The 25,610-nt window shown below is 72.0% G+C and carries 26 protein-coding genes and 5 pseudogenes; 12 read left to right on the top strand and 19 right to left on the bottom strand.

The window, feature by feature from the left end; genetic code table 11:
• Positions 1 to 121 precede the first annotated feature (121 nt).
• Positions 122 to 517, top strand: a complete 396-nt coding sequence (locus ACZ8AI_RS13845; RefSeq protein WP_464858691.1) for a response regulator — start codon at positions 122 to 124, stop codon at positions 515 to 517.
• Between the two features lie 226 nt (positions 518 to 743).
• On the opposite strand, the gene ACZ8AI_RS13840 is transcribed toward ACZ8AI_RS13845, so the two are convergent.
• From ACZ8AI_RS13840 to ACZ8AI_RS13830, 3 genes are all read right to left on the bottom strand, one after another.
• Positions 744 to 1,649 carry an ABC transporter permease gene (locus tag ACZ8AI_RS13840; RefSeq protein WP_464858690.1) on the bottom strand — a complete coding sequence of 302 codons (906 nt, stop codon included), beginning with the start codon at positions 1,647 to 1,649 and terminating at the stop codon, positions 744 to 746.
• Positions 1,650 to 2,144: 495 nt separating this feature from the next.
• On the bottom strand, positions 2,145 to 2,606 hold the full coding sequence (locus ACZ8AI_RS13835; protein WP_464858689.1) for an ATP-binding cassette domain-containing protein: 462 nt from the start codon (positions 2,604 to 2,606) through the stop codon (positions 2,145 to 2,147).
• A 56-nt stretch (positions 2,607 to 2,662) separates the two neighbouring features.
• Positions 2,663 to 3,532, bottom strand: a complete 870-nt coding sequence (locus ACZ8AI_RS13830; RefSeq protein ID WP_464858688.1) for a hypothetical protein — start codon at positions 3,530 to 3,532, stop codon at positions 2,663 to 2,665.
• A gap of 183 nt (positions 3,533 to 3,715) precedes the next feature.
• Here ACZ8AI_RS13830 and ACZ8AI_RS13825 point away from each other — a divergent pair, with 183 nt between their 5' ends.
• Complete coding sequence (locus ACZ8AI_RS13825; RefSeq protein WP_175477431.1) at positions 3,716 to 4,096, top strand: helix-turn-helix transcriptional regulator; 381 nt, start codon at positions 3,716 to 3,718, stop codon at positions 4,094 to 4,096.
• 9 nt (positions 4,097 to 4,105) lie between these two features.
• Positions 4,106 to 4,510: a VOC family protein gene (locus ACZ8AI_RS13820; protein ID WP_464858687.1), complete on the top strand. Its 405-nt coding sequence runs from the start codon at positions 4,106 to 4,108 to the stop codon at positions 4,508 to 4,510.
• Positions 4,511 to 4,665: 155 nt separating this feature from the next.
• Here ACZ8AI_RS13820 and ACZ8AI_RS13815 read toward each other — a convergent pair whose 3' ends face one another.
• Entirely contained in the window at positions 4,666 to 6,273 is a 1,608-nt protein-coding gene (locus tag ACZ8AI_RS13815) for an inositol monophosphatase family protein (RefSeq protein WP_464858686.1), read from the bottom strand.
• Between the two features lie 72 nt (positions 6,274 to 6,345).
• On the opposite strand from ACZ8AI_RS13815, the gene ACZ8AI_RS13810 reads away from it, so the two are divergent.
• Complete coding sequence (locus tag ACZ8AI_RS13810; RefSeq protein ID WP_464858685.1) at positions 6,346 to 6,765, top strand: DUF3054 domain-containing protein; 420 nt, start codon at positions 6,346 to 6,348, stop codon at positions 6,763 to 6,765.
• Between the two features lie 2 nt (positions 6,766 to 6,767).
• On the opposite strand, the gene ACZ8AI_RS13805 is transcribed toward ACZ8AI_RS13810, so the two are convergent.
• Positions 6,768 to 7,421, bottom strand: coding sequence for a spermidine/putrescine ABC transporter substrate-binding protein (locus ACZ8AI_RS13805; protein WP_071290895.1), 654 nt, complete (start codon positions 7,419 to 7,421; stop codon positions 6,768 to 6,770).
• 91 nt (positions 7,422 to 7,512) lie between these two features.
• Entirely contained in the window at positions 7,513 to 8,436 is a 924-nt protein-coding gene (locus ACZ8AI_RS13800) for a DUF3097 domain-containing protein (RefSeq protein ID WP_464858684.1), read from the bottom strand.
• An 80-nt stretch (positions 8,437 to 8,516) separates the two neighbouring features.
• On the opposite strand from ACZ8AI_RS13800, the pseudogene ACZ8AI_RS13795 reads away from it, so the two are divergent.
• The 8 genes and pseudogenes from ACZ8AI_RS13795 to ACZ8AI_RS13760 all read left to right on the top strand — a co-directional run bounded on the left by ACZ8AI_RS13795 (position 8,517) and on the right by ACZ8AI_RS13760 (position 16,938).
• Positions 8,517 to 9,567 (top strand): annotated as a pseudogene (locus ACZ8AI_RS13795) (alcohol dehydrogenase catalytic domain-containing protein).
• A gap of 276 nt (positions 9,568 to 9,843) precedes the next feature.
• Positions 9,844 to 11,085: an ROK family transcriptional regulator gene (locus ACZ8AI_RS13790; protein ID WP_464858683.1), complete on the top strand. Its 1,242-nt coding sequence runs from the start codon at positions 9,844 to 9,846 to the stop codon at positions 11,083 to 11,085.
• Between the two features lie 125 nt (positions 11,086 to 11,210).
• Positions 11,211 to 12,704 (top strand): extracellular solute-binding protein, encoded by a 1,494-nt coding sequence (locus ACZ8AI_RS13785; RefSeq protein ID WP_464858682.1) that lies wholly within the window; start codon positions 11,211 to 11,213, stop codon positions 12,702 to 12,704.
• Positions 12,638 to 13,972: a carbohydrate ABC transporter permease gene (locus ACZ8AI_RS13780; RefSeq protein WP_464858831.1), complete on the top strand. Its 1,335-nt coding sequence runs from the start codon at positions 12,638 to 12,640 to the stop codon at positions 13,970 to 13,972. The genes ACZ8AI_RS13785 and ACZ8AI_RS13780 overlap by 67 nt, the downstream gene beginning before the upstream one ends.
• Complete coding sequence (locus ACZ8AI_RS13775; RefSeq protein WP_464858681.1) at positions 13,921 to 14,490, top strand: carbohydrate ABC transporter permease; 570 nt, start codon at positions 13,921 to 13,923, stop codon at positions 14,488 to 14,490. Before ACZ8AI_RS13780 ends, ACZ8AI_RS13775 begins: the two co-directional genes overlap by 52 nt.
• Positions 14,491 to 14,497: 7 nt before the next feature.
• Positions 14,498 to 14,734 (top strand): annotated as a pseudogene (locus ACZ8AI_RS13770) (family 4 glycosyl hydrolase); the annotation flags it as partial.
• 794 nt (positions 14,735 to 15,528) lie between these two features.
• A complete protein-coding gene (locus tag ACZ8AI_RS13765; protein WP_464858805.1) occupies positions 15,529 to 15,807 on the top strand; it encodes a hypothetical protein in 279 nt (92 codons plus the stop codon).
• Positions 15,808 to 15,879: 72 nt separating this feature from the next.
• Positions 15,880 to 16,938 (top strand): hypothetical protein, encoded by a 1,059-nt coding sequence (locus ACZ8AI_RS13760; protein WP_464858830.1) that lies wholly within the window; start codon positions 15,880 to 15,882, stop codon positions 16,936 to 16,938.
• Here ACZ8AI_RS13760 and ACZ8AI_RS13755 read toward each other — a convergent pair.
• The 13 genes and pseudogenes from ACZ8AI_RS13755 to ACZ8AI_RS13695 all read right to left on the bottom strand — a co-directional run bounded on the left by ACZ8AI_RS13755 (position 16,826) and on the right by ACZ8AI_RS13695 (position 25,610).
• Positions 16,826 to 17,254, bottom strand: a complete 429-nt coding sequence (locus tag ACZ8AI_RS13755) for a hypothetical protein (protein ID WP_464858680.1) — start codon at positions 17,252 to 17,254, stop codon at positions 16,826 to 16,828. The two genes, ACZ8AI_RS13760 and ACZ8AI_RS13755, sit on opposite strands and share 113 nt — an antisense overlap.
• 153 nt (positions 17,255 to 17,407) lie before the next feature.
• Entirely contained in the window at positions 17,408 to 17,623 is a 216-nt protein-coding gene (locus ACZ8AI_RS13750) for a hypothetical protein (RefSeq protein WP_464858679.1), read from the bottom strand.
• Positions 17,620 to 18,027 (bottom strand): glyceraldehyde 3-phosphate dehydrogenase NAD-binding domain-containing protein, encoded by a 408-nt coding sequence (locus ACZ8AI_RS13745; protein WP_464858678.1) that lies wholly within the window; start codon positions 18,025 to 18,027, stop codon positions 17,620 to 17,622. The genes ACZ8AI_RS13750 and ACZ8AI_RS13745 overlap by 4 nt, the downstream gene beginning before the upstream one ends.
• A gap of 296 nt (positions 18,028 to 18,323) precedes the next feature.
• The gene (locus ACZ8AI_RS13740) at positions 18,324 to 18,548 is read right to left on the bottom strand and encodes a hypothetical protein (RefSeq protein ID WP_464858677.1); all 225 of its coding nucleotides are present in this window, start codon (positions 18,546 to 18,548) and stop codon (positions 18,324 to 18,326) included.
• A 78-nt stretch (positions 18,549 to 18,626) separates the two neighbouring features.
• Positions 18,627 to 19,088, bottom strand: a complete 462-nt coding sequence (locus ACZ8AI_RS13735) for a type 1 glutamine amidotransferase family protein (RefSeq protein ID WP_464858676.1) — start codon at positions 19,086 to 19,088, stop codon at positions 18,627 to 18,629.
• A gap of 40 nt (positions 19,089 to 19,128) precedes the next feature.
• The gene (locus ACZ8AI_RS13730; RefSeq protein ID WP_464858675.1) at positions 19,129 to 19,422 is read right to left on the bottom strand and encodes a class I SAM-dependent methyltransferase; all 294 of its coding nucleotides are present in this window, start codon (positions 19,420 to 19,422) and stop codon (positions 19,129 to 19,131) included.
• A gap of 467 nt (positions 19,423 to 19,889) precedes the next feature.
• The gene (locus ACZ8AI_RS13725; protein WP_464858674.1) at positions 19,890 to 20,090 is read right to left on the bottom strand and encodes a hypothetical protein; all 201 of its coding nucleotides are present in this window, start codon (positions 20,088 to 20,090) and stop codon (positions 19,890 to 19,892) included.
• 11 nt (positions 20,091 to 20,101) lie between these two features.
• A complete protein-coding gene (locus ACZ8AI_RS13720; RefSeq protein ID WP_464858673.1) occupies positions 20,102 to 20,977 on the bottom strand; it encodes a type III polyketide synthase in 876 nt (291 codons plus the stop codon).
• A 99-nt stretch (positions 20,978 to 21,076) separates the two neighbouring features.
• A pseudogene (gene gatB / locus ACZ8AI_RS13715) lies at positions 21,077 to 22,554 on the bottom strand (Asp-tRNA(Asn)/Glu-tRNA(Gln) amidotransferase subunit GatB); the annotation flags it as partial.
• Positions 22,554 to 23,546, bottom strand: a pseudogene (locus tag ACZ8AI_RS13710) (amidase family protein); the annotation flags it as partial. The pseudogenes gatB and ACZ8AI_RS13710, both read right to left, overlap by 1 nt.
• Positions 23,547 to 23,896: 350 nt before the next feature.
• On the bottom strand, positions 23,897 to 24,079 hold the full coding sequence (locus ACZ8AI_RS13705) for a hypothetical protein (RefSeq protein ID WP_464858672.1): 183 nt from the start codon (positions 24,077 to 24,079) through the stop codon (positions 23,897 to 23,899).
• Between the two features lie 12 nt (positions 24,080 to 24,091).
• Positions 24,092 to 24,405, bottom strand: a pseudogene (gene gatC, locus ACZ8AI_RS13700) (Asp-tRNA(Asn)/Glu-tRNA(Gln) amidotransferase subunit GatC).
• A gap of 23 nt (positions 24,406 to 24,428) precedes the next feature.
• Positions 24,429 to 25,610: a penicillin-binding transpeptidase domain-containing protein gene (locus ACZ8AI_RS13695; RefSeq protein ID WP_464858671.1), complete on the bottom strand. Its 1,182-nt coding sequence runs from the start codon at positions 25,608 to 25,610 to the stop codon at positions 24,429 to 24,431.

Genomic DNA, 25,610 nt, shown 5'->3' with positions numbered 1-25,610 from the left:
GACCGAGGAGACCCCGTGACCGAGGACACCGCGCCCACCGACGACACCGCGCCGTCCGCGCAGCAGCCGGCCGATCCTCACCGTCGCGATCGTCGACGACCACTCCATCTTCCGAGCCGGCGTGCGTGCCGGACTGCCACCGGGCCTCCAGGTCGTCGGTGAGGCGGCCACCGTCGACGAGGCGGTCGACCTCGATCACCGCCACCCGCCCACGCGTCGTCCTGCTCGACGTGCACCTGCCCGGCGGAGCCGGGGCGGCGGCGCCGAGGTGATCACCCGGGCCGCGCCGGGCCTGCCGGACACCCGCTTCCTCGCGCTCAGCGTGTCCGACGCCGCCGACGACGTGGTCCGGGTGATCCGGGCCGGGGCGCTGCGGGTACATCACGAAGAGCTCCTCCGGGCCGAAGTCGTCGAGGCGGTCCACCGCGTCGCCGAGGGGATGCGGTGTTCTCGCCCGTCTGGCGGGGTTCGTCCTCGACGCCTTCGGCGCGGTCAGCGGCGAGACCGCGCAGGGTGACGCCGAGCTCGACCGACTGTCCGCGCGTGAGCAGGAGGTGATGCGGCTGATCGCACGCGGCTACGCGTACAAGGAGGTCGCCGCCGAGCTCTTCATCTCGGTGAAGACCGTCGAGACGCACGTAGGCGAAGGTCCTGCGGAAGCTGCAGCTGTCCAACCGGCACGAACTGACGGCGTGGGCGCTCCAGCGGAAGCTGCTCTGACGCTCCGCCGGAGGCCACCGCCGCTACTTCGCGCTGATCCGGGTGTACTTGTTCACCGACCAGGGCACGAAGACCACCAGCATCACGGTGATGCCGATGAGCACCGTGACGATCGGGTGCTGCATCGTCCAGATGTCCGGCACCGGCGCCGACCCGACGTTGCCGAAGAGCTCGCGCGCGGCCTGGACGAGCGACGACACCGGGTTCCACTCCGCGAAGACCCGCAGCACGAGCGGCAGGGTGTCGCTCGGCACGAACGCGTTCGAGACGAAGGTCAGCGGGAACAGGATCATGAACGAGGCGTTGTTGATCACCTCGGGCGTCTTCACGCTCATGCCGAGCAGCGCCATCACCCAGCTGAACGCGTAGCTGAAGAGCAGGAGCAGCCCGACGCCGGCCAGGAACTCCAGCGGCGACGAGTTCACCCGCCACCCGACCGCGAGGCCGGTCAGCATCATGATCGCCATCGAGATCCCGTTGAGCACGAGGTCGGAGTTCGTCCGGCCCACGAGCACCGCGGACGCCGACATCGGCAGCGTGCGGAACCGGTCGATCAGACCCTCCTTGAGGTCCTGCGCCATCGCCGACCCGGAGAACGTCGCCCCGAAGACGACCGTCTGCGCGAAGATCCCCGCCATCAGGAACGCGTGTAGTCGGTGCCCTGCACGGCGATCGCGCCACCGTAGACCTGGCTGAAGAGCAGCACGAACATGATCGGTTGCAGCACCGCGAACACGAGCATGTCCGGCGACCGCTTGATCTTGATGAGGTTCCGCTTCGTGACGGTCCAGCCGTCCTCGAACCAGATCGCGGCGGGCGAGGTGACGACGACGAGGCAGCTGCCGGCCGAGCGCCGTGGTGGTGGCGGTCATCGCGCCGGCTCCTCTGCTTGTCCTTCTTGGCGTCCTTCTTCGTCGTCGCGTCGTCACCGTCGTCGTCGGTGGCTGCGTGACCGGTGAGCCGGAGGAAGACGTCGTCGAGCGTCGGGCGGCGCATGCCCGCGTCGTGCAGCTCGATGCCCGCCTCGCCGAGGTCGGCGAGGACCGCTGCGGTGCCGAGGGCCCGGCCTCGACCGCGACGGCGTGCGTGCGCCTCGTCGCCGGAGACCTCGACCTCGCCGACGCCGTAGCGCCGCAGGACGGTGGTCGCGGCGTCGCGGTCGACCTGGTCGACGAGGGTCACGACGACCCGGTGTCCGCCGACCTGGGCCTTGAGGTGGTCCGAGGTGCCCTCGGCGATCACGGTGCCGTCGTCGATCACGGCGATGTCGTCGGCGAGCTGGTCTGCCTCCTCGAGGTACTGCGTGGTCAGCAGCACCGTCGTGCCGTCGGCCACGAGGCCCTCGATGATGCCCCAGAGCGCCAGGCGGCTGCGCGGATCGAGGCCGGTGGTCGGCTCGTCGAGGAACAGGACGCGCGGGTTCATCACGAGCGCGCCCGCCAGGTCGATCCGTCGACCATGCCGCCGGAGAACCCCTTCACGGGGCGGTCGCCCGCCTCGGACAGGTCGAACACGTCGATGAGCTCCCGCGCCCGCTGCCGAGCCGCCCGACGGCCGAGGTGGTACAGCCGGCCGATCATCTCGAGGTTCTCGAACCCGGTGAGGTTCTCGTCGACGGCCGCGTACTGCCCGGAGACGCCGATCGACCGCCGGGTTGCCTGCGGATCGGCGATGACGTCGATCCCGTCGATCGTCGCGGTGCCGGCGTCGGGCGTGACGAGGGTGGTGAGCACCTTCACGGTCGTGGTCTTGCCGGCACCGTTCGGACCGAGCAGCGCCTTGACGGTGCCCTGCGGCACGGAGAGGTCGAGCCCGGCGAGGGCGTGGACCGGTCCGGACTTCGACCGGTAGGTCTTCGTCAGCCCGGAGGCTTCGATGATGGCCATGGCACTCCCTTGTCGACCACGGAGAATATCAGTAGGTCGGTGGGGGCCACGACGCGCTACACGTCGAAGTCACCACCGAAGTCGCCGAAGCCACCGCCGAAGTCAGATCCGCCGTCGCCCCAGCCCGCACTCTCGAACCCGCCGCCGTCGCCCGCGCCGGCATCCGACGCGCCGCCGTCAGCGGAGTCGGCACCAGTGTCCTCCGAACCACCGTCACCCGCAGCGTCGGTACCGCCATCGAACGATCCCGGATCCGGCAGGAAGGCGCTCATGATGGCCGAGCCGATCACGTAGCCGGCCACCGTGCCGAGGATCGAGGCGCCGATCATGCTGCCGAACGACGGACCCGAGCGCTGCCCGCCGCCGAACCCACCGAACCCGCCGCCGGGGCCGCGTCCGCCGCCGACGCCACCGAGCGAGCGCTCCATGAAGCCGGGCTGGCGGATCTCGGACCGGGTCGCCGCCTGGGCCAGGGACCGCGGGTCGTCGCCGCGGGGTGCCTCGCCGGCGGGGGCGGTGCGGGTGAACTCGTCGTAGACCATCCGGCGCTGCTCGGGCGTCAGGGTCGCGAACGCCTCGGCGTGCACTTCCTCGATGCGCTCGGGCGGCGCGGTGCGGAGCAGGTAGCGGTAGCGCTCGACCGCGCGCTCGTCGTCGGTCGAGGCGCCGGGGCCCCCTGACCGGTCCGCCGGCGGGTGCGCCGCCCCACTGCGGCACGCCGTGTCTGCCGTCCTGCGGGGTCGGCGCCGGCGCCGGCGAGGCGGTGGGCTGGTGGTAGGACTGCTGCCCGTAGCGGTACCCCTGCTGCTGCGGCTGCTGCGGCTGTCCCACTGGTTCGGTCCGGCACCGTTCTGGCCGGCACCGTTCTGCCCGGCACCGTCCCGGTCGCGGTCGGGGCGTCCGAGCAGGCGGTCGAGGAATCCCATGGTCGATGCTCCTTCGGGTGCGGCCGATCCGGATCGTCAGGGCCGTTGGACTGCCACCCTAGGGAGCGGCGACGTCCGCTGACTGAACGCGCGCACAGAGTCGGCCGAGAGCGTCAGGGGCAGGATGGCACCGTGACCGTGGACCTCGACGAACTCCGACGGCTGCGCCGGGCCCGCAGCCGGATGGACCGTGCGTACGCGGAACCCCTGGACGTCGCGTCCCTGGCCGCCGTCGCGTTCATGTCGCCCGCGCACTTCACCCGGCGCTTCCGGGCGGCGTACGGCGAGACGCCCTACGCGTACCTCGTGACCCGGCGGATCGAGCGGGCGCAGGCCCTCTTCCGGAGCACGGACCTCAGCGTGACCGAGGTCTGCATGGCCGTCGGCGCCACGAGCCTCGGGTCGTTCTCGTCGCGGTTCACCGAGCTCGTCGGGATGACGCCGACGCAGTACCGTGCTGCCGACCACGACGCGCTCGCGGGGGTCTGGAGCTGTCACGCCATGGTCGTCACCCGGCCGGACCGAGCAGGATCGGAGAAGCACGCCGAGGTCCCACGGTCCTAGGTCGCAGCCATGACGATCCAGATCAGTGGCGTGCACGTGCTCGCCGACGACATCGACGCCGCCGTCGCCTTCTACGGGGACGTGCTCGGCTTCACCGTCCGGAACACCGTCGAGAACGGCGGCTTCCGGTGGGTGACCCTGGTCAGCGACGACCACACCGACCTCGAGCTCGTGCTGTCGGAGCCGCACGCGGGCCGCTCCCAGCAGGACGGCGACGCCGTCGCGGCGCTCCTGGCGAAGGGCAGCCTGTCGATGCTCCAGCTCCGGGTGGGCGACCTCGACGCGACGTTCGACCGCATCGCGGCGAGCGCCGACGCCGAGGTGCTGCAGGAGCCCACCGACCAGTTCTGGGGCGTCCGCGACGCTGCCGTCCGCGACCCCGCCGGCAACACGGTCCGGATCGCGCAGGCCTGACGGTCCCGGCGTCCCCACCCACCGGCCTGGAGGCGCGTGGCGGCCCCGCCCCGCGCCTCCAGGCCGTCCCCTGCCGGGTTCCGTGCTCCGTGCGGTGCGCGGACCGCCGCACCGTGTCCGGAACCTCGCACCACACGAGCAGCGCGCCGCGCGCGTCAGCCGACGACGAGCGCCGCCGTCCACACCGCGTGCAGCTCGTCCGCCGCGCCGGGGTGCGCCACGAGGAACGGCTCCCCCACCGGCGGGAACCCCTCCACCGGCCCGGAACGGGTGAGGACGACCCCGCCCGCCTCGTGCACGAGCAGCACCGCCGCGCCGTGGTCGACCGGGTCGAACGCCGAGACGCACCCGCCGATCCCCCGACCGGCCGCGACCTGGGCGATGGTCATCGTGCCGGAGCCCTGCACCCGGAGCGTGCACGATCGGTCCGCGAGCGCGTCGAGGAACGCCCCGAACCCGGGCCACGGCCGGTGTCCGTCGAGCTCGGTGCCGACCACGGCACCGGCGAGTGCCCGCGGGGAGTCGTCCAGCCGCAGCTGCCGGTCGCGCAGCGTGGCGCCGCGCCCGCGCCGGGCCTCGAGCACCTCGCCGCGCCACGGATCGGCCACCACGCCGACGAGCGGACGGCCACCACGGGTGAGGCACAGCGACATCGACGTCCAGGGGACGCCGTTCGCCAGGTTCGTCGTGCCGTCGACGGGGTCGAGGTACCAGCGGTGCCGGTCGCCGGGGGCGTCGCCGTACTCCTCGCCGGTGAACCCGTGCGTGGGGAACGCCATCCGCACGCGGGAGCGGACGTGCCGCTCGACGAGCAGGTCGACGTCGGTGACGAGGTCCGCCGGGTCCGTCTTCGTGGTCACGGACCGGACCGGGTGCTCCCGGGTGAGCGCGATGACCTCGTGGGCGAGGCGGTGCGCCAGGGCCTCGGCGCGGGTCGCGACCTCGGTCTCGGTGGACTCGCGCTCGCGTTCGGGCCAGCCGTCACGCTCGGCGGCGGCGAGGGCGGCACGGATCGAGGCGACGTCGTTCGTCGTGATCGAGTCGACGCCGAGCCGCGCCGCCCAGAGCGCGGGCTCGGCGTCGTCCACGGTCCAGACGGCGACGCGGAGCCCGAGGGCGTGCGCGGCCTCGACCGTGCGCGGGGTGAGGAACGCGACGTCGAGGTTGAGCGTGGTCGGCCCCAGCGCGTCGAGGTCGGCCGGGGTCGGCGGCTCGAGCGACTTCCACGCGAGCCACACGTCCGCGTCGGGGAGCTCTGCGCGGACCGCTGCCATCGCCGCGGGCGCGCCGCACCAGGCGATCGCCGTCGTACCGCGGTGCCCGGCGACCGTCCGCGCGGCCACGACGGCGTCCGCCGGGTCCGTCAGGTCGATGAGCAGGGACGAGCGGCAGCCGTCGAGCCGTTCGAGCACGGCGTCGAGGCGCGGGATGCGGTCGAGGCCGTTCCCGAGCCGGGCGACGTCGCACCAGGCCACGTCGGACACCCGTCGGGCGTCGCCCCACATCCGCCCGAGGGTCTCGTCGTGGAGCAGCACCGCGACGCCGTCGGCCGTGCGCCGGACGTCCACCTCGACGGTCTCCGCGCCGAGCGCCTCGGCCACCGCGACGGCGGGCAGCGTGTTCTCGCGCCGGACGCGCGGCGCACCGCGGTGGGCGACGAGGCGTGGCGGACGCACGCCGTGCCTCCAGGCCGCGTCCGCAACGGGTGCACGCGACGGGTCAGCACCGACCGTCGCGAGCGGGGTCTCCGGGCTCAGCGTCATCAGCGCATCCTCCCAGGAGCGAGCGAACCGCGGATGGCTCCCCGGTGAACGACGGCCTGCGAGAATGTGGGTGTGACCCAACGCACCTGGGGCTGGCTGGCAGCCGTGATCGACGTCGTGCTCATCGTCGTGTTCGCCCTCGTCGGGCGCTCCTCGCACGGCGAATCGGAGTCCGCGCTCGCGCTCTGGACGACGGCGTACCCCTTCCTCGCCGGATGGGCGATCGGGTACGTGACGAGCGGCGCGTGGGCACGTCCGCTGCGCTTCTGGCCGACCGGTGTCGTCGTGTGGATCCTGACCGTCTTCGTCGGCCTCGCGATCCGTGTCGCGACGGGGCAGGGCGACGTCGACGGCAACCCGCTGCCGATCTCGTTCGTCATCGTCGCGACGATCGTCCTCGCGGTGTTCCTGCTCGGGTGGCGTGGGATCGCGCGGCTCGTGCTGCGCGCGCTCGACCGGCGGAACGCGGCCGCCGGCGCCGACGTGCGCTGAGCTCAGAAGAGCCCGCTGCGCGGACCGTCCTCCGGTCCGTCGAACCCACGGAACATGTCCGACACCAGCGCGGCGATCTGCGGCTCGACCAGCCGTTCGACGGCCTCGGCGATCCGCGGGCGGTGTTCGATGAGCGCGAGGCACACCGCGGTGCCCGTCGACCGGGCGCACTCGTCGGAGAGCTCGATCTCGTGGCGCAGCGCCGCCTTCGCCTCGTCCGACAGCGGCTCGCGCGGTGACTGCTCGCCCGCGCCCGTGCCGGTCAGCTCCCCGAGGGTGAACAGGAACGGCTCGCCCGGTGACGGCTCCGGGTCCACGTCGAGGCCCTGGAACTCGGGTGAGAGCCCCTCGGTCGGCTGGTACCCCGCGTGCCGCTTCCGCGCGTCCGCGCGCTCGAGTTCGCGCTGCAGCAGCGGGAGGTTCCTGGCCGTGTAGTCGTCGACGGCGTCCTCGACGATGGTCGAGATGCGCCCGATGAGCGCGTGCTGCACCGCGTGCGGCACGTCCGGGCCGAAGCCCGCCGCGCTCGCGATGGGTGAGCCGGTGCACTTCCGGCAGATGCGGGTGCGCGGACGGGCGGTGCCGATCTGCCAGCGGGGCAGCCAGCGCAGCCAGACATCGACCGCGCCGCGTACGCGCCCCTCGATGCCGTCCATCCCTCAACAGTAGGCCGGGAGGCGCGGATCACCCCCGGAATCGCAGGCCTGTTGACGGATCGGCCGGGTTCTCAGGCCACGGGCCGGGTTCTCAGGCCTTCGGCTCGGTCACGAAGTCGATGAGCTCCTCGACGCGGCCGAGCAGCTCCGGCTCGAGGTCGGCGAAGGTCCGGACCTGACCGAGGATCCGCTGCCAGGCCCGGGCGATGTCCGCCTGCTCGGCGTGCGGCCAGCCGAGCGCCTGGCAGATGCCCTGCTTCCACTCGATCGACCGTGGGATCGTCGGCCACGTCTGCAGCCCGACCCGGGCGGGCTTCACGGACTGCCAGACGTCGACGAACGGGTGCCCGACGACGAGCACGTGCGCGCCCCACTTCCCCCGCATCACGGCGTCGGCGAACCGGGACTCCTTCGAGCCGGGGACGAGGTGGTCGACGAGCACCCCGACGCGGCGGTCGCGGGTCGGGCGGAACTCCTCGAGCACGTCGGCGAGGTTGTCGACGCCGGAGAGCTCCTCGACGACGACGCCCTCGACACGCAGGTCGGTCCCCCACACCTTCTCGACGAGCTCGGCGTCGTGCTTGCCCTCGACCATGATCCGACTCGGGAGCGCGACCCGGGCACGCTGCGACTCGACCGCGAACGACCCGGACGCGGTGCGGAGGCGACCGCCGTCGGACGCCTGCCGCACGGCGGGCGCGGCCCCGCCGAGCGGATCGCGCCTGGCCGGCGGTGCAGCTGCGGCAGACCGGCCGACCGGAGCCTGCGGACGGCCGAGGGTGACGAGCTCGCCCTCGAGCAGGAACTGCCCGCTGAACGGGAACGAGCGGGTGCGCCCCTTCCAGTCCTCGAGCTCGACGTTGCCGGCCTCGAGCCGGACCACCGCGCCGGCCCAGCCGGTCACCGGGTCCTCGAGCACCATGTCGCGTTCGAGCGGCACTTGCCGCACCTTCTTCACGCCCTTCGAGCGCCAGTCACCCGAGAGCACGTCACTGCCGTACCGGTCGTCGTCCACCCGCACGAGGGTACTGTCGAGGCGGCTCCGGACGACGTCGACCGGCCGATCCCCCACCATCTCGACGGAAGGCACCCCTCTTGCGCGCAGCGATCATCCACGCCCCGAACGACATCCGCGTCGAGGACCGTGACCAGCCCACCATCATCACCCCGAAGGACGTCGTCGTCCGGGTCGTCGCGGCCTGCGTGTGCGGGTCGGACCTCTGGCCGTACCGCGGTGTCACCGAGACGAAGCGGCCCCGCCCGATCGGGCACGAGCTCGTCGGCGAGGTCGTCGCCGTCGGGGACGACGTCACCACGCTGCACGAGGGCGACTTCGTCATCTCCCCCTTTACGATGAACGACGGCACCTGCCAGGCACTGCCGCCACGGCATGACCACCGGCTGCGACCACCTGTCCGGCTTCGGCGCGGACGACGCCTACGGCGATCCGGTCGGCGGTGCGCAGGCCGAGTACGTCCGGATCCCGGACGCCGCCGCGACGCTCGTCGCGGTGCCCGGCCCGGTCGACCCGGCGCTCGTGCCGTCCCTGCTGACGCTGTCCGACGTCTTCTCCACCGGCCACCACGCCGCCGTCTCCGCCGCGGTCGGGCCGGGCAAGACCGTCGTCGTGGTCGGCGACGGGGCGGTCGGGCTGTCGGCCGTGCTCGCGTCGAAGCGGCTCGGTGCCGAGCGGATCATCGCGATGAGCCGGCACGCCGACCGGCAGGCGCTCGCCCGCGAGTTCGGCGCGACCGACGTCGTGGCGGACCGGGGCGAGGCCGGGGTCGCGGCGATCAGGGAGCTCCTCGGCGGCGACCTGGCGGACTGCGCGGTCGAGGCCGTGGGCACCGAGGAGAGCATGGACCAGGCGCTGCACTCGGTGCGGGCCGGCGGCAACCTCGGCTTCGTCGGGGTCCCGCACGGGGTGCCCACGATCGGGACCCGCTACCTCTTCGACACGAACATCGCGATCGCGGGCGGCATGGCTCCGGCGCGGAAGTACATCCCGGAGCTGCTGCCCGACGTGCTGTCGGGGGCGATCGACCCCGGGCGGGTGTTCGACCTCGAGCTGCCGCTCGACGAGGCCGCCGAGGCGTACCGGGCGATGGACGAGCGCCGGGCGATCAAGGTGCTGCTGCGGCCGTAGGCGCGCTGCGCGTGCGCGCGCTGCGGCCGCGTGGGCGTGGGCGTGCGCGCGCTGCGGCCGCGGGCCTGCGAGTTTTCGCGGTCACCGACACCTCACGCGCCGTCGTGTCCGTGAGGTGTCGGTGAGCGCAAAACGACGTGACGCGAGCCGACGGCATCCACACCGCGCGCGATCCAGCCCCGCCGCCACAGCCCCACGTTTCGCGCAGCAGAACGCGTGTTTCGAATCGGTAAACAAACCTTTCAGTAAAGAAGGTTGTCCGTTACAGTCCTCGACATGACCACACGAGGACGCACCCCCGGACAGCCCGGGCTGCTCCGTGTCCTCAACGACCGGGCCGCCCTCGAGCTCCTGCTCGACGACGGCCCGCTCACCCGCAACGAGATCGCGCAGCGCACCGGGCTCAGCAAGCCGACCGCTGCGGAGATCATCCGCCGGCTCGAGTCCGCCGACCTCATCCGCGAAGCCGGCACCGCCTCCCAGGCCGGCCGCCGCGGCCCGAGCGCCGTCGTGTACGAGGCGATCACCGACCGCGACCTCGGCGTCGCGGTCGACGTGCAGCTCGTCGACGTCCGCTCGACCGTGGTGGACGCCGCCGGCCGCACGTTCCCGGTGGCGACGCACACCATGTCCCCCGACGAACTGTGCGCGCCCGGCGCCGACATCGTCGCCGCCGCGATCTCCCGCGCCGCCGCCGCGGCCGACGTGGACCCGGAGCTCGTCACCGCGGTCGCCGTCGGCGTGCAGGCGAGCGTCGACCACGCCACCGACACCCTCATCTTCACCGACGGCCTGCCCGGCTGGCCCCGCGACCAGGTGTCCGCCACCCTCTCGCAGGCGCTCGGCGTCCGCGTCGTGATCGAGAACGACGCGAACCTCGCCGCCATCGCCGAACGGAACATGGGCGCGGGCCGTGCCCCGGAGAGCTTCGCGCTGTTCTGGATGGCGGAGGGCCTCGGCATGGCCCTCGACCTGCACGGCCACCTGCACACCGGCGCGTCCGGTGCCGCCGGCGAGATCGGCTACCTCAGCGTGCCCGCCGACGCACGCTCCATCGACCCGACGGCCACGATCGTCGCGGACCTCATCTCCGAGCCCGCGATCGTCGCCCTGGCCGCCGAGCACGGGATCACGGCACCGGACGGCACCGCAGCCGACTGGCGCCAGGTGCTCCCGCAACTGCCCGGGCTCCCCGAGCAGCACCCCTTCACCGCCGCCCTCGGCGAGCGCGTCGGGCACAACGTGCTCCCCGCCCTCGCCGTCGCCGATCCCGAGACGGTCGTGCTGCACGGCCCGACCGGCATCGCGGGCGGACCCGCCCTGGCCGCCGCCGTGACCGCCTGGCTCCGGACCCGCACCCGCTGGTCCACCGCCGTCGTGGCACCCGGCGTCCCCGACACCCCCGTCCTGCACGGTGCGCGGCACGTCCTCATCGACGTCGTCCGCACCGCGCTCGCGGACCGGCTCGAACGCATCAGCGACGATGCGCCCGCGCCGGACCCCGTCGAGCGCCCCTGAACGACTCCGCACGACGGAGTCCCACCCGCACCACTCGAGGCACCTCCACCCCAGCCCTGTCCGAGGGCTCTTCGGCGCGCCCGCACGCGGCCCGCACCGGAGCGAGATCAGAGAGCGAGTTCCGCATGTCACTCCCCAGTCCGAAGCTCCGGCGCATCGCCGCAGCCACCGCCATCGCCGCCGCCGGCGCCCTCGTCGTCGCCGGCTGCAGCTCCGGCAGCAGTGCGGCCGACGTCGCCGACAAGGCCCCGAAGGACCTCAAGGGCACGGTGTCCCTCTGGCACTTCTTCACCGGACGCGAGGCGGGTGTCGTGAAGAGCGCCGTCGCCGGCTTCGAGAAGGCGAACCCCGGCGTGACGGTCGACATCCACGCCGGCCAGGACGACGAGAAGCTGCAGAAGGCGATCTCGTCCGGGCAGAACATCGACGTGGGCCTGTCCTACTCGACGGCGATCGTGGGCAGCTTCTGCTCCTCCGGCGCCTTCCGTGACCTGTCGCCGTACATCAAGCGCGACAAGGTCGACCTGTCCGACATCCCCAAGGCCGTGCAGTCGTACACGCAGTACAAGGGCACCCGGTGCACGCTGCCGGCCCTCGCCGACGTGAGCGCCCTGATGTACAACAAGGCCGCGCTGAAGACGGCCGGCATCTCGGCACCGCCGAAGACGCTCGACGAGCTCAAGGCCGACGCGCTGAAGCTGACGACGTACAACGCCGACGGGTCGATCAAGCAGCTCGGGTTCAACCCGCTCATCGACTTCTACGAGAACTCTCCCGAGCACTGGGCGCCGATGGTCGACGGCTCGTGGCTGGACAGCAAGGGCAACAGCGAGATCGGCACGTCCGCCGCCTGGAAGAAGCTCATCACGTGGCAGAAGGGCTTCGTCGACGAGATCGGGTACGACAAGCTCAAGGCCTTCACGTCGGGCCTCGGGCAGGAGTTCGCCGCCGACAACGCGTTCCAGACCGGCCAGGTCGCGATGCAGATCGACGGTGAGTACCGCACCGCGTTCATCAAGGACCAGAAGCCGGACCTCGACTACGGCACCGCGCCGACACCCGTGATGGACGGCCTCGGCAACTACGGCTCGACGTACATCGCGGGCAACGTGGCGGGCATCGCGAAGGGCTCGAAGAACCCCGAGCTGTCGTGGGCGCTCCTGAAGTACCTGTCCACGAACACCGACGCGCAGGTCACGATGGGCAACGGCCTGAAGAACATCCCGACGCTCACCTCGGCCCTCGAATCGCCCGACCTCGAGGTCGACGCGAACTACAAGACCTTCGTCGGCGTCGCGGGGAACAAGGACACGATGACCTCGCCGGGCACCGCGGACGGCGCCGCCTACATCGGCACCTTCACGAGAAGTTCTGGCAGGCATACCAGCAGAACGGCGGCGACCTCGACGCGAAGCTCAAGAAGCTGGACTCGGACATCGACAACGCGAACCAGCTGGCTGGTCCGTGATGAGCGTCACCACCAAGACGACCGGCCGGGAGGCGCGGCTCGCCCGATGCCTCCCGGCCCGCGAACCCGACGGGGTCCGGTCCAGTGCCCCCGACGGCCGCTCGACGTCGGCCGCGGTCCGCCGAGTCGCGCCGCCGCCTGGTCGCGCTGACGATGCTGGCCCCGGCCCTGGCGGGCCTCGTGATCTTCTTCGCGTACCCGCTCGTCGCGTCGATCTTCTACTCGTTCACGCGCTACAACCAGCTACAGGAGCCGGAGTTCGTCGGGCTGCTGAACTACCAGTTCCTGTTCACGCAGGACCCGCAGATCGGCCCCGCGGTCGTCAACACGCTGTGGTTCGTCGTCATCCTCGTGCCGGTCCGGATCGTCTGCGGCCTGCTGGTGGCGGGACTCCTCAGCCGCGCGAAGACCGCGACCGGGTTCTGGCGCACGCTGTTCTACCTGCCCGCCCTGGTCCCGCCGGTGGCGAGTGTCGTCGCGTTCGTGTTCCTGTTCAACCCCGGCACCGGGCCGTCAACCAGATCCTCAAGGTCTTCGGGATCGAGGGCCCGCTGTGGTTCAATGACCCCCGCGTGGTCGAAGCCCTCGCTCGTGATCATGGGCGTCTGGGTCATGGGCGACATCACTGATCATCTTCCTGGCGTCCCTGCTCGACGTGCCGCGCGACCTGTACGAGGCCGCGTCGCTCGACGGTGCGAACGGCGTCCAACAGGTGCGGCACATCACGCTGCCGACCATCGCACCGGTCATCGGCTTCGCGGCCGTGACCGGCGTGATCGCGGCGCTGCAGTACTTCACCGAGGCCGCGGTGGCCTCCGGCGTCGCGAGCGGCAAGGCGACGATCGGTGGTGGGACCGCTGCACAGCTCGGCTACCCGGGCACGTCGCTGCTCACCTACACCGAGCTGCTCTACCAGCACGGGTTCGCGAACTTCCAGTTCGGCTACGCGTCCGCGATGGCCGTCGTCCTGTTCGTGATCACCGCCGTGGTGCTCGTCTTCACGATGCGCCGGATCAGCGTGTTCCGACCGGAGGAGTCCTGATGACCGCCGTCTCCCAGTCCCCGCTCGCTCGGGCACCCCGGGGCTCCGCACCCCGCACCGGCAAGCCCCCGTGGCCGGACCCTCGTCTGGATCGCCGAGCACGCCGCGCTGGTGGCGCTCGGTGTCCTGACCATCGCGCCGATCGTGTTCGTGATCCTGACCTCGCTGATGTCGAGCAACCAGGCCCTCACGGCGTCGATCCTGCCGCGGCCGTTCGACCTGTCGAACTACGGGCGGGTGTTCACCGAGCTGCCGCTCGCGCAGGTGGTTCGGCAACTCGTCGATGTACGCCGTGCTCGCCACCGCGTTCATGCTCGTCAGTTCCGTGCCGGCCGCGTACGCCCTCGCCCAGATCAAGTTCAAGGGCGCGAACCTGATCTTCACGGTGATCATCGTCGCGATGCTCCTGCCCCCGCAGGTCACCGCGGTGCCGGTCTACGTGATGTGGTCGCACCTGCACCTGACCGGCACCCTGTGGCCGCTGATCCTGCCGAACCTGCTCGGCGACGCGTTCAGCATCTTCCTGCTCCGCCAGTTCTTCATGACCATCCCGAAGGAGTACGGCGACGCCGCCCGGATGGACGGCACTTGCTGCGAGTGGGGCGTGCTCTGGCGCGTGGTCGTCCCGATGGCCCGCCCGGGCATCGCGTCGGCGGCGATCTTCATGTTCTTCCACTCGTGGAACGACTACTACGGCCCGCTCCTCTACGCCTCCGAGAACCAGGCCGCCTGGCCGGTGGCCTACGGGCTCGCCACGTTCCGTGGGCAGCACGGCACCGACTGGTCGATGACGATGGCGATGACCGTCGTCGTCATGGTCCCCGTCGTCATCATCTTCTTCTTCGCACAGAAGGCATTCGTCGAGGGCATCGCGCTCACCGGCGTGAAGGGATAGCACCACAGTGAAACTCGCAGTCATCGGTGGCGGATCCACCTACACCCCCGAACTCGTGGACGGCTTCGCCCGGCTCCGCGACCAGCTGCCCATCGACGAACTCTGGCTCGTCGACCCCGACCCGGTCCGGCGCGAGCTGGTCGGCGGTGTCGCGAAGCGAATGTTCGCGCACGCCGGGCACCCGGGCACCGTGCACGTGACCGACGACGTCGTCGCCGGGGTCAGCGACGCCGACGCGGTGATGTTCCAGCTCCGCATCGGCGGGCAGGCCGCACGGCAGCAGGACGAGACCTGGCCGCACGAGGCTGCTGCATCGGGCAGGAGACCACCGGCCCGGGTGGCTTCGCGAAGGCGCTCCGCGCACCGTGCCCGTCGTCCTCGAGTACGCCGAGCTCGTCCGGAAGCACGCGAAGCCGGACGCCTGGATCGTCGACTTCACGAACCCGGTCGGCATCGTCACGCGTGCGCTCCTCGAGGCGGGCACCGCGCCGTCGGGCTCTGCAACGTCGCGATCGGCTTCCAGCGCCGCTTCGCGAAGGAGTTCGGCGTCGCCCCCGACCACGTGCGGCTCGACCACGTCGGCCTGAACCACCTCACCTGGGAGCGCGGCGTGCACGTCACCGGCGCCGACGGCACCACGCGCGACGTGCTCGACGAGCTGCTCGCGCCGGGCGACGCCCTGGCCCGGATGGCCGAGGGCGTGCACATGCACGAGGACCTCATCCGCCTGCTTTTTCGCGGTCCCCTCGTACTACCTGCAGTACTTCTACTCGCACGACATCGTGCTCGAGGAACAGCTCCGCGAGCCGACCCGCGCCGAGGCCGTGATGGCGACCGAGCGGGCGCTCCTGGCGAAGTACGCCGACGAGTCGGTCGTCCACGAGCCGGTCGAACATCGAGCAGCGCGGTGGCCGTACTGCTCGAGGCCGCGATCGACGTGCTGTCCTCTGATCCTCGGCGACCGCGGCGACGTGCAGGTGCTCAACGTCCGGAACGACGGCACCTTCCACGTTCCTGCCCGACGACCACGTCATCGAGGTGCCGGCACGCGTCACCCGGCAGGCGATCACCCCGCTGCCGGTGGCCCCGCTCGCCGAGGACATGGTCGGCCTCGTGTCGCACGTCGCTGCCTATGGAACGGCTCGCGCTCGACGCTGCCGTGCACGGTGGGCGCGACCGGGTGCTCCGCGCGATGTGGGCGCACCCGCTCGTGGGTCAGGTCGACAAGGCCGAGAAACTCACCGACCTGCTCCTGGCCGCGAACGCGGAGAGCACCTGCCGTGGACGCGATCGGAGCAGTTGACGTGGGCGCGCTGAGCCGGACCGACGGGGCGGAAACCCAGCCGCGCCTCCAGGCCCGCCGCGCCGGGCCCGACGGACGCGACCGACGTGGTCCTGGCCGTCGACGGCGGCGGCAACAAGACCGACGTCGTCGCGATCGGACTCGACGGCTCGCTCGTCGAACGCGCGCACGGACCGGGGTCGAACCCGCAGACGCGCGGGTGGGACCTCGCCGGACCGATCCTCGACGACGTCCGTGACCTGGTCCTCGGCGAGCTCGGGGACCGGCGCATCCGCACCACGCACGTGTACCTCGCCGGACTCGACCTGCACGACGAACTCGTCGCGGCCGAGGCCGCCCTCACCCACTGGGACGAGGACGGCGGCGCCCCGGACGTGCTCGACAACGACCTGTTCGCGCTGCTGCGGGCCGGGACGCTGTCGCCGGACGCCGCCGCGGTGGTGTGCGGGACCGGGATCAACGCCCTCGCAGTGCGGGCCGACGGCGAGACCGCGCGGTTCCCCGCGATCGGCGACGTCTCCGGCGACTGGGGCGGCGGCGCGTACCTCGGCAACCGTGCGCTCTGGCGCAGCGCGCGCGGACGACGGGCGTGGCCGGCGACGGCGCTCGTGGAGGCGGTCCCCGGCGGCGGTCGGACTCGGCACCGTCCGCGAGGTGACCGAGGCCATCCACTTCGGACGCCTCGACTACCGCGTGTTCAACCGGCTCTGCCCGGTGCTGTTCGAGGTCGCCGGAGCGGGAGACGCCGTCGCGACGGGCGTCGTCGAACGGCAGGCCGAGGAGATCGTGCTCCTGGCGTCGGTGTCGCTCGGTCGGCTCGGGCTCGGCGGGTCGGCGTCGTCGCCGGTGCCGGTCGTGCTCGGCGGCGAGGTGCTCGCGGCGCGGGACCCGATGCTCGTCGACCGCATCGTGTCGGGGCTCGCTTCGCGGGTGCCGGGCGCCGTGCCGACCTGGGTGACCGATCCCCCGGTGCTCGGTGCGGGGCTGGCGGCGCTGGAGTCCGTCGGTGCCGGCGAGGTGGCGCTCCGAGCGCTACCATGAGGCCGTGCGCTCCCGCTCCTTCGCGTCCACCACCGCCGCGATCCGCTGACGCGGCCCGCGGCCCTCGGCCCGCGGCCGCCGGCCCCGCCCGCGTTTCGCGCTGAGCGACACTTCACGCGGCTTCGAGCCCGTGAACTGTCGCTCAGCGCGAAACGCCGGCAACCGCAAGCCCGCGGCCGCTTTACAGGCCCGTGCCAGCATCCCCAGCGTGTCCACCACGCGGTTCAACTCACTCGTTGTCGTACCAGGCCACGACCTTCGTGCACGCCCCTCGTCGACCCGGGTGAGCAGCGAGTCGAAGATGCTCGACTCCGGCCGCCCGGTGATGTCCGTCGACACGAGCGGGTCCACCGTGAACGCCAGCACCCCGGCGAGCGGCCCCGCGGCGGCGGCACGGTACGCCGCGTTGACCTCGTCCACGGTGACGGACCATGACACGACGGTGTTCAGCTTGACCCAGCGACCCGACGGGCACCGGCACGCGGATCGCGTCGCCGGACAGCTTGCCCTCGAGGCGGGGCAGCACCAGCCCGATCGCGCCTTCGCGGCACCAGTCGACGTCGAGCACGATGTTCACGCCGGCGGCCCGCGCACGGCGGAGTGATCACGGTGCAGTCCGTCCTGCAGGTTCTGCTCCTGGGTGTACGCGTGCACGGTCGTCATGAAGCCGTGCTCGATCCCGGCGAGGTCGTCGAGCACCGATGCCGAGGACGGTGCGAGCGCGTTGGTCGTGCACGACGCGTTCGAGATCACCGTGTGCGCAGCAGGGTCGAACACGTCGGTGTTCACGCCGTAGGCGATGGTCGCGTCGGCCCCGGTCGCCGGCGCGCTGATGAGCCACGCGCCGCGCGCCCGCCGTCAGGTGCCCGGCGGCGGCGTCGCGCGCGGTGAACCGGCCGGTCGACTCGAGCACGACCTCGACGCCGAGTTCGGCCCACGGCAGCTCCGCGGGTTCGCGCGAGGCGAGCACCGTGGTGCGCCGTCACGTCGGTGACGAGCGTGTCGCCGTCGACCTCGACGGTGCCGTCGAGCGGGCCGAGCGCCGAGTCGTAGCCGAACAGGTGTGCGAGCGTGTCGGGTGCGGTGAGGTCGTTCACGGCGACCACCTCGAGGTCCTCACCGCCGCGGGCGAGGAGCGCGCGGAGGGTGTTGCGGCCGATGCGGCCGAAGCCGTTGATGGCGATGCAGGTCATGGGACTTCCTTTCGTTCCGGAGTCCATGCTCATCGGCCTGGCGGCGCGGCTCCAGTGGCAGGGAAGCCAGCGCCCGGAGAGGATCTCGCCAACAGGGCGACGGTCGCCTCAGTCCTGGAACGTCCGGCGAGTACGCGCCGTCGGCGACATCGCCGAGGATCCGCCGGAGAGTGCGTCCGCAGGTTCGCGTCCGACCCGAGGCCGGCGCGCTCCACCACCTGGTCGATCCCGAGGTCGGAGCGCTCGGGCAGCTCCCGCTGCCAGGGTCGGCCCGGAGCACGGAGCACCCCACTGCATCAGCGTGTACCCGGTGTTCCTCGACGAAGCGGCGGGAGAACGTCCGCGGCGACCTCGTCGCGTTCCAGGCGAGCACGTCGAGCGTCAGCGGTTCGGCGAGGTGCCGGAGCGCCCCACTCCACGGTCTCGGCGAAGACGTCGCCGAGCGGCTCGGGCATGCTCCGCGGGACGTACTGCGCCTGCCCGCCACTCCGGTACGGCGCGCTCACCAGCCGGCGTGCCACGTGGTTCGGCGGCGACGCCGTGGTCCTGCCGCACGATGTGCAGGCACAGGTCGATGCCGCTCGCCGCCCCGGCGCTGGTCAGGACAGGTTGGCGTCGACGAGCAGCACGTCCTCGTCGACGTCGACGTCGGGGTACCGTCGCGGAAGGACCCGCGTGTAGTGCCAGTGCGTCGTCGCCCGCCATCCGTCGAGAGCCCGGCGGCCGCGAGCGCGAACGCTCCCGTCGAGATCGCCGCGATCCGCGCGCCGCGCTCGTGCCCGCGCGAGCGCCGCGACGTCGGCCGGCGGCGGCGTGTCCGCGGGTACCGGTAGCCGAGCACGAACACCGTCTGCGCCCACTCCAGCGTGTCGAGCTGATGGTCGACCCTTGGCGTACGCAAGCCCGTCACCACCGGCGATAAAGCCGGCCGTGGCCACACCCCGCACCTCGTACGGCATGCTCGGCCGGTTCGAGAAGACCTGCGCGGGGATCCCGACGTCGAGCAGCTTCGCCCCGTCGAGCGCGAGGACCGCGACGCGGTGCGGCGGATCGAGGGCCATGCCCCGACGCTAGCCGACCCGGTGACCGGACCGGGCGACCTCAGGCGTCGCGGATCGCCAGCACCCGGTGCAGGGCCGCCTGCTCCGCACGCCGCCCGGTCGGCAGCGCCTCGCGCAGTTCCGGCAGCAGCGTGAACGAGCGGATCGACCGCAGTCCGTCGACCCGCACGAACGTGCCCACCGCCGCGACGAAGGCCGCTCCGAGCGCGTAGGCGCGGTACGCCTCGGTCGATCGTCGGATGTCCGAGTGCAGGCTCCGGTTCACCGCGAGCGTCTCCGAGTCGGCGAGGGCTTCGTGCCGCTCGTCGTCGCCGAGGTGGTGGCGGTTCGACACGACGACGTCGAACCGCTCCCCGGCCGCGGCCGGTGCCGCTCGACTGCTCGCGGAACGTGACGCCGCGCGTGGTCGACCGGGTCGCCGCGGCAAATCGCCGCGGGTCCAGGTCGAGCCCGACGACCTCGACGTCGAACCCGTCGGCCGCCGCCCGGCGTCGCCCGGGCAGGGAGTCGCCGCCACCGCACCCGAGGTCGAGCACGCGCCCGCGGCGTCCGCCGGCAGCGCAGGAGCCACGTGGGTCCGCCACGGCCCGCCAACCGCTGACGAGCGCGTTCACGAGCGCGAACCGCCAGGACGTCCGCGCGCAGCGCCTGGGGATCGCAGTCCGGTTCGTCCATCAGCTCGCGCAGTCTGACGGCGCGCCGGGTCAGGTCGACCGGGAGGCGCGGGTCGGGTCCGACGGGCCGGCTCACGACACCCTGCGGTCGCGGCGGCGAGGACGTCGGTGCGGTCCTCCGCCGTGGTCACCGCCGACGCCGCGGTCCGCGGGGGTCGTCCCGACCGCGGTGAGCCGTGCCGCCTCGACCGTCAGACCGGGTCCGAGCTGCCGAGGGCGACGGCAGTGTGCCGTCGTCGACACCTCGTCGGTCTTGCCGGAGGACGAACAGCACGGTGGCGCTGGACATGTTGCCGTGGTCGCGGAGGACCGCACGGCTCGGACCCATCGCCGCGTCGGTCAGGCCGAGGCGTCCTGCGTCCGGTCGAGGATCGCTCGACCACCGAGATACACGGCCCACACGGGGATGTCCGCGGCTCCCCCGGCCGGCAGCAGCGGTCCGACGGCCTGCGCGACGGTCGCGCCGACGAGCTTCGGGACCGCGGTGCTGAGGACCATCTCGAAGCCCTCGTCGCCCGTCATCCACGCCCATCTCCGACGCGCCCTCGGGCACGACCGTGGTGGCGAAGTCGTCCATCCGCAGGCCGGGGCCGTCCGCCGTCGACGACCGCGGCGGCAATCCCGAAGACGCTGTTGGCGACGATCTGGTCCGGGTCGTCCGAGGCGCGGACGTGCAGGGTGCAGAGCTCGGCGCACACCACGAGCACGACGGCGTCCGGGTCCGAGAGCAGCGAAGGCGTCGGCGGGCACCGGGAAGGCCGCGCAGCACCCCATGAACCCGATGTGCTGGCGGAAGACGGTCAGGTCGAAGGCCGGGATGCGGACGATGTCGAGGTCGGCGGGCTGCGTGAAGCCCGTGCACGACACGGTGACGTGGGTGATCGACGTCGCATCGATGCCCTGCGCTGCGGCGTCCTGTGCGGCGGCGACGAACAGCGGCGGAGCGAGTTCGCGGTACCGGTCGTTGCGCGTGCCGGGGTGGACGGCGAGCGGAGGACGCCCGCGTCGTCGCGGAAGGCGCCGGCCGGACGCGAGGCGTCGAACTCGTCGAGCACGGTGTGCAGGCGCTCGACGGCGGACGCGTCGAAGGCGGCGGGCACAAGTCGGCGGCCGGCAGGCCGAGGTCAGGCTGCGGACGGGTGGGTTTGGACCGCCCGCCTGCTCGAGCGTCCTCGTGGAGTTGGCGGTACCGATGGCGCGGATCGTTGCGGACACGACTCATCTTGTCACCGGGTTGCTGACGCGTCCCAGGTTGGACGGGAGGCACGGTGCCAGCAGCACCGTGCCTCCCCGTCCGTCAGGTCCGTCTACGACTGCTGTGCGCTGCTCCAGCACCAGCTCACGGACGCGAGCCGCGTCGGCCTGGCCCTTCATGGCCTTCATGACGGCACCGATGATGGCTCCGGCGGCCGCCTTGCCGTCCTGGATCTTGGCCAGCACGTCGGGCTGGGCGCAAGGGCACCGTCGACGGCGGCGGTGAGGGCCGAGTCGTCGGAGACGACCTTGAGCCCGCGGGCCTCGACGACCTGGGCCGGCGAACCCTCGCCGGCGATGACGCCCTCGAGCACCTGGCGCGCCAGACGGTCGGTCAGGTCACCGGACTCGACGAGCGCGATGACCTCGGCGACGTGCTGCGGCGACACGGGGTGCTGGAGCGCGGCGTCCTGCGCGTTGGCGACACGGCTGATCTCGCCGGTCCACCACTTGCGGGCGGCCTGCGGTGCCGCTCCGGCGGCCACGGCCTCGACCTCGTCGAGCAGCCCGCCGTTCACGACGTCCTGGAACTCGAGGTCGGCGAACCCCCAGTCCCCTTGAGCCGACGACGGCGCGCCGCAGACCTCGACGCTTGACGCCGGAGCTCCTCGATCACGGCCGGGTCCGGTACCACGAGAGCAAGGTCAGGCTCAGGCCTTCGTCGTCGGCGTCCGACTTGGGACGACCGGCCGAGGTGCGACCGGTGTCCTCGTGCCAGTGCCGGGTCTCCTGCGTGATCGTGCCGCCGTCGGCGAGGATCGCGGCCTGCCGCTGGATCTCGTAGCGGATGGCACGCTCGACGGCGCGGAACGAGTTGACGTTCTTCGTCTCGGTGCGGGTGCCGAGCTTCTCCTGCCCGCGGGGACGCAGCGAGATGTTCGCGTCGCAGCGCAGGTTGCCGCGCTCCATGCGGGCCTCCGAGACGCCGAGCGCCCGGACGAGGTCGCGGATGACCTGCACGTAGGCCGCTCCAGGCTCGGGGGCCCGGTGCTCGGCGCCGACGATCAGGCTGGCTGACGATCTCGACGATCAGCGGGACGCTCCGGCGCGGTTGTAGTCGACGAGCGAGTACTCGGCGCCCTGGATGCGGCGGTGGCGCCGCCGACCAGCGGTCAGCACCGCCGCGTCCTCTTCCATGTGGGCGCGCTCGATCGGATCGCTGCGATCGTGCCGTCAGCAGGCTCCACCTCGACCTCGCCCTCGTACATGATCGGCTCGTCGTACTGCGAGATCTGGTAGTTCTTCGGGTTGTCCGGGTAGTAGTAGTTCTTCCGGGCGAACCGCGAGGACTCGGCGATCGAGCAGCCGAGCGCGAGGCCGAGCTGGATCAGCGCATGCTGCGCGTTGACGACCGGCAGCGACCCGGGCAGCCCGGGGTCGGCCGGGGTCACGTTCGTGTTCGGCTCGCCACCGAAGTTCGGCGCGCTCGGAGAACATCTTGGTCTTCGTCGCGAGTTCGACGTGGACCTCGAAACCGAGGACCGGCTCGTACGCCCGAGGTGCTCGTCGAAGTCCATCAGCGCGTCCTTCTGCGCCATCAGATCACGCAGCCACTGCCGGCGGGCCACCGGCTCTGGTCAGGTCCGGGATGCTGTCGATGGGCAGGGTGTCCGCCGCAGAGCAGGCGCTCGAGTGCCGCGCCGTAGCGGTAGAGCCGGGCGTCCTCGCGCTGCGGGGCCATCAGCTGCACCCCGGTCGGCAGGCCGTCCTTGAGCTGCAGGCCGTTCGGGATGCTCATGCCGGGCACGCCCGCCAGGTTGGCCGGGATCGTCGTGAGGTCGTTGAGGTACATCGCGAGCGGGTCGTCGATGCGCTCACCGATCAGGGGAACGCGGTCGTCGGCGCCGGCGAGGCTGACGAGCAGGTCGACCTGTTCGAACGCGGCCGTGAAGTCGCGCTGCACCAGGGTCCGGACCTTCTGCGCCGAGCCGTAGTACGCGTCGTAGTAGCCGGCGCTCAGGGCGTAGGTGCCGAGGATGATGCGACGCTTCACCTCGGGGCCGAAGCCGGCCTCGCATGCAGCAGCCCGGCGATCACCGACACGTGGCACCGTTCTCCGGCGTGACGCGGAGGCAAGCGCGCCACCGAGTCGAACTTCGCCAGGTTGGACGACGCCTCGGCCGGGAGGATCAGGTAGTAGGCGCTGATCGCGTACGCGAGCGAGGGCGTCGATCTCGACGACCTGGGCCCCGGCGGACTCGGGATAGCCGTCTCGCTGGAAGCGCCGTGACGCCATGCCGACCCTCGCCGCGACGGCTCTTCTCGCCGACGCGGAGCGCGACGTCGGCCCTGCAGGCCCTCGCGGCAGCGGCCATCGACGGCAGGCGTCGGTTGATCGAGTCCTTGGGGTCGTGCCGCCGGTGACGTCGTGCAGGCTGCGGCGTCGAGGACGATGCGGATGCGGACCGACCTGGTCGAGGCTCGGAAACGCCGAGCGCGTCCGCTCGTAGCGGCTGACCCCGCCGTGGTCCGGCTTCACGCCGACGGTGCCGGTAGACGGCGCCCGGCGGCGGATCGAGCCACCGGTGTCGGAGCCGAGGGCGAAGCTGGTTGCCTCGTGCGCGGCGACCGCGGCCGCCGAGCCACCGCCGGGAGCCGCCGGGGATCCGGTCGAGGTCCCACAGGTTGTGCGTCGGGCCGTACGCCGAGAACTCGGTCGTCGAGCCCATCGCGAACTCGTCCATGTTGGTCTTGCCGAGCGGCACGAGGCCGGCGGCGCGGAGCTTCGCCGACCGGGGTGGCGTCGTACTGCGGCACCCACCCCTCGAGGATCTTCGAGCCCGAGGTGGTCGAGCATGTCCTGCGTGCACAGGACGTCCTTCACGGCGATCGGCACACCGGCCAGCGGGCCGAGGTCGTCGCCGAGCGGCACGGCAGGAGTCAGATCGACTTCGCCGCCGCGCAGGGCGTTCTGGTTGACGTGCAGGAACGCGTGGACGTCGCCGTCCACCGCCTGGATGCGGTCGAGGTGGGCCTGGGGGAGGCCTCGACGCTCGACACGTCGCGCGCCACGAGGGCGTCGGCGAGCGCGGCGGCGCTGAGGCGGGTGATGTCGTTGGTCACTGTTCTGTCGCCCTACTGTTCTTCGCCGAGGATCGCGGTCACGCGGAACCGCTCACCGTCGGAGTCCGGTGCACCGAGAGCGCCTGCTCCTGCGTGAGGGTCGGCCCGACCACATCGGGCCGGGTGACGTTGCCGAGCGGCACCGGGTGGCTCGTCGCGGAGGACGTCCGGGGTGGCGACCTCGGCGACGCGGGCGACGCTCTCGACGATGTGCGAGGCTCCCCGGTCAGCTTCTCGATCTCTTCGGGCGTGAGTGCGATACGTGCGAGGTTCGCCAGGTGGGCGACCTGCTCGCTCGTGATGTCAGAGCATGGTGCTCCGTCGATCGGTTCGTGGAATGCCCACCAGTCTATTGGTGCCCCACGACGCGCGAGGCGCCTGTGGAGAACGCGACGGTCTGGAGGCGCGGGGCGGTCTCCGGGACCGGCACCACGCCTCCAGGCGGTCCGCCGTCGCCCGGCTTCGCCGGCTGGCCGTGGCCGCCGTGCTGGGTGGGTTGCTGCTGCGCGGGCTGCTGCGTCTGCGACGCCGGGCCTGCTTCGTGGACTGCCCGGATGCCGTCGACGCGGCCGACGGCGCAGGCCGCCACGTGGCCGACGAGCGCCGGGTCCGGCGCGGGCAGGGGGTCGCCGCCGACGGTCTGGTCGAGGTAGCCCATGAGCGCCTTGCCGACGCCGAACTTCGCGCTGTACCCCGTGGTGCCCTGCAGGAAGCCGACGTTCGCCAGCCCGACGTGGCCCTGCACGTTGCCGATCAGGTCGCGTTCGTGTACTTCGTCGTCGAGGCGACGAGCCAGGTTCTGCACGTCGCCGTCGGTCGTCCCGGTCTTCGCGAACTTGTCGACCGTGTCGTTCGGGTTCGCGGCCACCGCCGTGCCCTTGCCGGTGAGGACCCCGCGGAGGGCGTAGTCGACCGTGGCGGCGACGTTCGCGAGGACGCCCTGCGTGCACGACGCCGGCGTCGGGGTGATCTTCTCGCCGGTCGAGGTCGTCACCGAGTCGATCGCGGTCGGGGTGCAGACGACGCCGCCGTGGGCGAAGCCGGCGTACGCCTCGGCCAGGTCGATCGGCGACAGGTCGTTGACCCCGAGGATCGAGGACAGCGTCTGCGTGAGCTCGCCACCGCCCGCGGGGTGGATGCCCATCGACTTCGCGAGCCCGGCGATCTTGCAGAGGTCGAGCTGCTTGCCCATCTGGGCGTACGCGGTGTTGATCGACTCGGAGGTGGCGTCCTGCACGGTCAGGGACGGTCCGACCTTCTCGGCGTTCGAGACGTTCCAGACCCCGCCGCTGACGGTTTTTTCCTGGCAGGAGTTCGTGAACTCGGAGTTCTGGAACTCGCTCTCGCCCATCAGGACCGACTCGGACAGGGTGTGCCCGGTCGCCAGCCACTCGGCGAGTGTGAAGACCTTGTACGTCGACCCGGTCTGGAACCCGCCCGAGTTGCCGTACCCGCTGTCGGCGCTGTAGTTCACCGCGGTCGCTCCGGCCCCGCCGTTGTCGCTCTGCGTGTACGCCGTGTTCTGCACCAT

The sequence above is a fragment of the Curtobacterium sp. AC273 genome, assembly GCF_979253735.1.
This window is presented reverse-complemented; position numbering and strand designations above follow the sequence as displayed.

Excerpts from the sequence above, each read along its gene's own strand:
- ACZ8AI_RS13735 (WP_464858676.1), bottom strand. The coding sequence starts at position 19,088 with ATGGCCCTCGATCCGCCGCACCGCGTCGCGGTCCTCGCGCTCGACGGG.
- ACZ8AI_RS13825 (WP_175477431.1), top strand. The coding sequence starts at position 3,716 with ATGGACCGTGCGTACGCGGAACCCCTGGACGTCGCGTCCCTGGCCGCC.
- ACZ8AI_RS13830 (WP_464858688.1), bottom strand. The coding sequence starts at position 3,532 with ATGGGATTCCTCGACCGCCTGCTCGGACGCCCCGACCGCGACCGGGAC.
- ACZ8AI_RS13790 (WP_464858683.1), top strand. The coding sequence starts at position 9,844 with ATGACCACACGAGGACGCACCCCCGGACAGCCCGGGCTGCTCCGTGTC.
- ACZ8AI_RS13815 (WP_464858686.1), bottom strand. The coding sequence starts at position 6,273 with ATGACGCTGAGCCCGGAGACCCCGCTCGCGACGGTCGGTGCTGACCCG.
- ACZ8AI_RS13745 (WP_464858678.1), bottom strand. The coding sequence starts at position 18,027 with ATGACCTGCATCGCCATCAACGGCTTCGGCCGCATCGGCCGCAACACC.
- ACZ8AI_RS13725 (WP_464858674.1), bottom strand. The coding sequence starts at position 20,090 with ATGGGTCCGAGCCGTGCGGTCCTCCGCGACCACGGCAACATGTCCAGC.
- ACZ8AI_RS13805 (WP_071290895.1), bottom strand. The coding sequence starts at position 7,421 with ATGGACGGCATCGAGGGGCGCGTACGCGGCGCGGTCGATGTCTGGCTG.
- ACZ8AI_RS13835 (WP_464858689.1), bottom strand. The coding sequence starts at position 2,606 with ATGGCCATCATCGAAGCCTCCGGGCTGACGAAGACCTACCGGTCGAAG.
- ACZ8AI_RS13820 (WP_464858687.1), top strand. The coding sequence starts at position 4,106 with ATGACGATCCAGATCAGTGGCGTGCACGTGCTCGCCGACGACATCGAC.
- ACZ8AI_RS13695 (WP_464858671.1), bottom strand. The coding sequence starts at position 25,610 with ATGGTGCAGAACACGGCGTACACGCAGAGCGACAACGGCGGGGCCGGA.
- ACZ8AI_RS13785 (WP_464858682.1), top strand. The coding sequence starts at position 11,211 with ATGTCACTCCCCAGTCCGAAGCTCCGGCGCATCGCCGCAGCCACCGCC.